The organism is Paenibacillus sp. J45TS6 (assembly GCF_018403285.1).
In the GTDB taxonomy this organism is placed as follows: domain Bacteria; phylum Bacillota; class Bacilli; order Paenibacillales; family Paenibacillaceae; genus Paenibacillus.
Window position 1 is genome coordinate 1 of sequence record NZ_BOSJ01000098.1, and the last position, 258, is coordinate 258.

Genomic DNA, 258 nt, shown 5'->3' on the forward strand with positions numbered 1-258 from the left:
ATAATCCACTTCTATTTTCACATCGTTAGAATTAGATTTTGATGGGAATTTAGTTTTCATAGATTCATCGATTTTATATACGGATTTTCGGACATTTTTTGATTTCTCTTGTAGAAACTGTATCGGTGATTTTTGATTATAACGTGATTTTGTATGTGTAGCATCGACGATAATTGTTTTACTTTGGATGATTTCTTTTTCTAGTGCAATTTCAACTGTCTTCCCAATAAGCATATCTAACAAACTCACATCTTTGAG

General features: G+C 30.2%; 1 pseudogene. It reads right to left on the minus strand.

The features are described 5' to 3' along the window. A pseudogene (locus KJS58_RS25185) lies at positions 1–258 on the minus strand (IS5/IS1182 family transposase); the annotation flags it as partial.